General features: G+C 41.2%; 4 protein-coding genes. 3 read left to right on the forward strand and 1 reads right to left on the reverse strand.

Features of this window, described 5'->3' with window-relative positions:
• Positions 1-320 (reverse strand): thiamine pyrophosphate-dependent enzyme (locus ACILQF_RS11275; protein WP_395627508.1); only part of this gene is annotated, 320 nt, incomplete at its 3' end.
• A 121-nt stretch (positions 321-441) separates the two neighbouring features.
• On the opposite strand from ACILQF_RS11275, the gene ACILQF_RS11280 reads away from it, so the two are divergent.
• From ACILQF_RS11280 to ACILQF_RS11290, 3 genes are all read left to right on the forward strand, one after another.
• On the forward strand, positions 442-1,032 hold the full coding sequence (locus ACILQF_RS11280; protein ID WP_395627509.1) for a gluconate 2-dehydrogenase subunit 3 family protein: 591 nt from the start codon (positions 442-444) through the stop codon (positions 1,030-1,032).
• Between the two features lie 25 nt (positions 1,033-1,057).
• A complete protein-coding gene (locus ACILQF_RS11285) occupies positions 1,058-2,761 on the forward strand; it encodes a GMC oxidoreductase (protein ID WP_395627510.1) in 1,704 nt (567 codons plus the stop codon).
• A gap of 132 nt (positions 2,762-2,893) precedes the next feature.
• Complete coding sequence (locus ACILQF_RS11290; RefSeq protein ID WP_395627511.1) at positions 2,894-3,979, forward strand: Gfo/Idh/MocA family protein; 1,086 nt, start codon at positions 2,894-2,896, stop codon at positions 3,977-3,979.
• Positions 3,980-4,103: the final 124 nt, after the last annotated feature.

The following is a 4,103-nucleotide window of genomic DNA, read 5'->3' on the forward strand; positions in this document are numbered from 1 at the left end:
CCAAAATGAAAAGATCGATCGCGGCCTTTAGTAAATCCATCAGCCTTACCTTGCCACTGTGCCATAAGCTTGGAAAGGGATATCCCACGGCTAGTAAAAACCCCTAAATTACGGTGCATGGGCAGAATATACTCATCTTCATGCATCGCTAAGGTGGTACCAACAGCAATCGCTTCCTGGCCAATTCCTGAAAACCATTTCCCGATTCTTCCCTGCCTGAGAAGTATTAACATCTTCTCTTCAATCATTCGTGGTTTAAGCAAATGTTGATAGAGTTTTAGAAGTGTATTTGTATCAAGGTTCTTACGATGAAAAATCATAGATAAACATACAAATTTTTAAAAAATCTATCTAAATTAAGCTTTTATAATTATTGTTGTTAATAGGGCTTTTATTTCCTTTAAAGGCTAATTTGAAATATTTTTTTATAAATTAATACGGATGAATAGAAGAGAAGCAGTCGGAAGAGCTGCATTTTTATTAGGTGGCGCAATAACTTTTAACAGTTTAGGTGCTTTTGCGGAAGGTGTCATGCCTGCCAATAATCTTCCTTTTGATGCAAAATTACTAAATGCTGAGGAAGATTTAGTGGCAGAAATTGCCGATACCTTTATTCCCGATAGAAAGGATATTCCTGGCGCAAAGGCTGCCGGTTTAGGGCCATTTATTGTTATGATGATTCAGGATTGCTACACTTCTGATATCCAAATGCAATTTGCTAAGGGACTAAAAACAATTGAGGAAGTTTCACAAACGCAATTTCAAAGGTCGTTCAAAGTTTTAACACTTCCAGAGCGCGAAAATATCTTCAAATTGTTTAAGGCTGAAGCCATTGCGCAGAAAAAAAATCGATCTACCTCAAATGGAGCTGTTGCTCCTCCACACTTTTTTCAGTTGGTGTCCGAATTGACTTATTTAGGATATTATACTTCCGAAATTGGTGCTACCAAAGCATTAAGATATGTCCATATTCCGGGAAAGTACCAATCATGCGTGCCTCTACAAGCGGGACAAAAAGCATGGGCAACCTAATCAATAATTATAGCATTTTAAGATAATGAATATTAATATAAAAGCAGAGAAGCAAAACACATACGATGCCATTGTGGTTGGCTCTGGAATAAGTGGCGGTTGGGCCGCTAAAGAGCTGACGGAGAAGGGATTGAAGGTCTTAATGTTGGAGCGTGGTCGTAATGTAGAGCATGTGAAAGATTATGATACCGCTTTATTAAAACCTTGGGAGTTTAAGCACCGTGGAAGAATTACACCTGAGGAACAAGCGAGACATCAAGTACAAACGCGCGGTGGCCAGTACAATGAGCATACCGCCAAGTTTTGGGTTGATGATATTGATTGCCCATACACCGAAGTAAAACGCTTTGATTGGTACCGTGGTTATCATGTAGGTGGTCGTTCTATTACCTGGGGTCGCGGTTGTTTGCGCTTGAGTGAAATGGATTTTTCTGCAAATGCCAAAGATGGTTATGGTGTAGATTGGCCGGTACGCTACAAAGATATCTCACCTTGGTATGATTATGTGGAGCGTTTTGCAGGTATCAGCGGACAAAACGAGGGGCTAGCACAATTGCCGGATGGAATATTTCTTCCTCCTTTCGAAATGAATTGTGTAGAGAAGGAAGTTAAGAAAAGAATTGAAAGTCATTATAATCGTGAGCGAATGATGACTGTGTACCGCATGGCTAATTTAACAGTCCCGCATAATGGTAGAGGTACCTGCTTGAATAGGAATCTATGCAATAGAGGCTGCCCTTTCGGTGCTTATTTTAGTACACAGTCGGCCACATTACCTGCCGCAGTAGCAACTGGAAACCTTACTTTACGCCCATATTCAATTGTTAGCTCTGTTTTATACGATAAGGAGACCAAAAAAGCAAAAGGTGTTTTGGTGATTGATTCAGAAACTAATGAGCATATTGAGTACTATGCCAAAGTGATTTTCATGAATGCTTCTACTTTGGGTACCACACAAATATTATTGAATTCAGTTTCGGATACCCAGCCTGATGGATTAGGAAATAGCAGCGGTCATTTAGGGCATAATTTGATGGATCATCACTTTCAAGTGGGTGCATCAGGTACTGCTGAAGGTTTTGATGATAAATATTACTATGGCCGTCGGCCGATAGGAGTGTATATTCCGCGTTACCGTAACCTTGGTGATAAGCCTGAGCGTGATTATTTACGTGGTTTCCACTATGGTGGCAGCGCTAGCCGCACCGGATGGCAGAGAGCGATTCCAGAAATGGGATATGGTCAGGAATTCAATGAAGATATGACAGAACCGGGTCCGTGGGTTATGGGACTTGGATCATTTGGTGAGCATTTACCGGAGTACAAGAACCGCGTTTTCTTAGATCAAACGAAAAAAGACAAATGGGGTCAGCCATTGCTTGCAATTGAGTGCGAGTTTGGTGAGAATGAACGTAAAATGCGCATCGATATGAGAAACGATGCGGCAGAGATATTGGAGGCCGCCGGAATGAAAAATGTGCAGTCGTTTGATAGGCCTGCTGTACCGGGAATGGCAATTCACGAAATGGGAACCGCACGTATGGGGCATGATCCGAAAACCTCGGTTTTAAATAAATGGAATCAAATGCACGATGTGAAGAATGTTTTTGTTACCGATGGTGCTTTTATGACCTCTAATGCATGTCAGAACCCATCATTAACTTATATGGCCTTCACTGCTAGGGCATGCGATTATGCCGTTAATGAACTTAAAAAAGGCAATTTGTAAAATTGTATTCTTAAGAAGAGTAGAATTCTGGCTATTAAAGTGTCTAGGTTTATCTTTTTAATAAAAACCTCTAAATCAAAGCCGACAGATTTGTAAATCATTTCTGTTGGCATTAACATTAAAATATTAAATATGTCAAATCAAGTTAAGCCTGTCCGAGTTCTGGTTGTAGGTTGTGGAAATATGGGGGCATCTCATGCCACTGCCTATCATAATAATCCGGGTTTTGAAATTGTTGGATTGGTGGCTAGGGGAAAATCTAAAGAAGTATTAAACGATAAAATGGGGGCTAATTACCCATTATTTGATGACATGAACTCAGCCATGGCTGCAACTCATCCGGATGCGGTTTGTATCTCTACCTATCCAGATACGCATGAGGCCTATGCAATTCAGGCATTTGAAGCGGGCTGTCATGTGTTTATCGAAAAGCCGGTGGCAGATTCGGTAGAAGGTGCTCAGCGTGTATTAGACGCATCAAAAAAGGCGGATAAAAAGTTAGTCGTAGGTTATATTCTACGTCACCATCCATCCTGGGAGAAGTTTATTGAACTCACTGGGAACTTAGGTAAGCCCTTGGTGATGCGTATGAACTTGAACCAACAGAGTGATGGTGCAAACTGGGCTGTACACCGTAACTTATTGAACTCTTTGAGTCCGATAGTTGATTGCGGCGTACATTATATCGACGTAATGTGCCAGATGACTCGCTCCAAGCCTGTGCAGGTTTATGCCATTGGTGCACGCTTAACAGACGATATTCCTGCAGATAATTATAACTATGGCCAATTACAAATTCGTTTTGAAGATGGTTCAGTGGGCTGGTATGAAGCGGGCTGGGGTCCAATGATTAGCGAAACTGCTTTCTTTGTGAAGGATGTATTTGGTCCGAAAGGATCGGTATCTATCGTAGCAAAAGATGCTGGTGGTGGCGGTAAATCAGCTTCTATTGAAGCACATTCAAAAACGGAATCGATCCTGTTCCACCATGCAGATTTAGATAAGGATGGTAAATTTGCAAAGGAAGATTTATTGATAAATTTAGACGATGAGCCTGATCATCAGGAGCTTTGCAATCGTGAGCAGCGTTATTTCTTGAAAGCAATGGTGGAAGACCTTGATTTGAGCGAGCATGGTGATGATGCCGTAAATAGCTTGAGAATTGCCTTCGCCTGCGATGAGTCGGTTAGGACTGGTAAGGTAGTTTCTTTGCTATAAAAGCACATTGATAATTTATGAAACAGCTGTCTGTCCCATTTATCCATCTGGATGAGCCAAGCTCTCTTAATGAGATTTCAAAGAAGCTCGACCATATCCACAAGGAACTTATTTCCAATGCCCC

The organism is Daejeonella sp. (assembly GCF_044232565.1).
Lineage (GTDB): Bacteria > Bacteroidota > Bacteroidia > Sphingobacteriales > Sphingobacteriaceae > Daejeonella.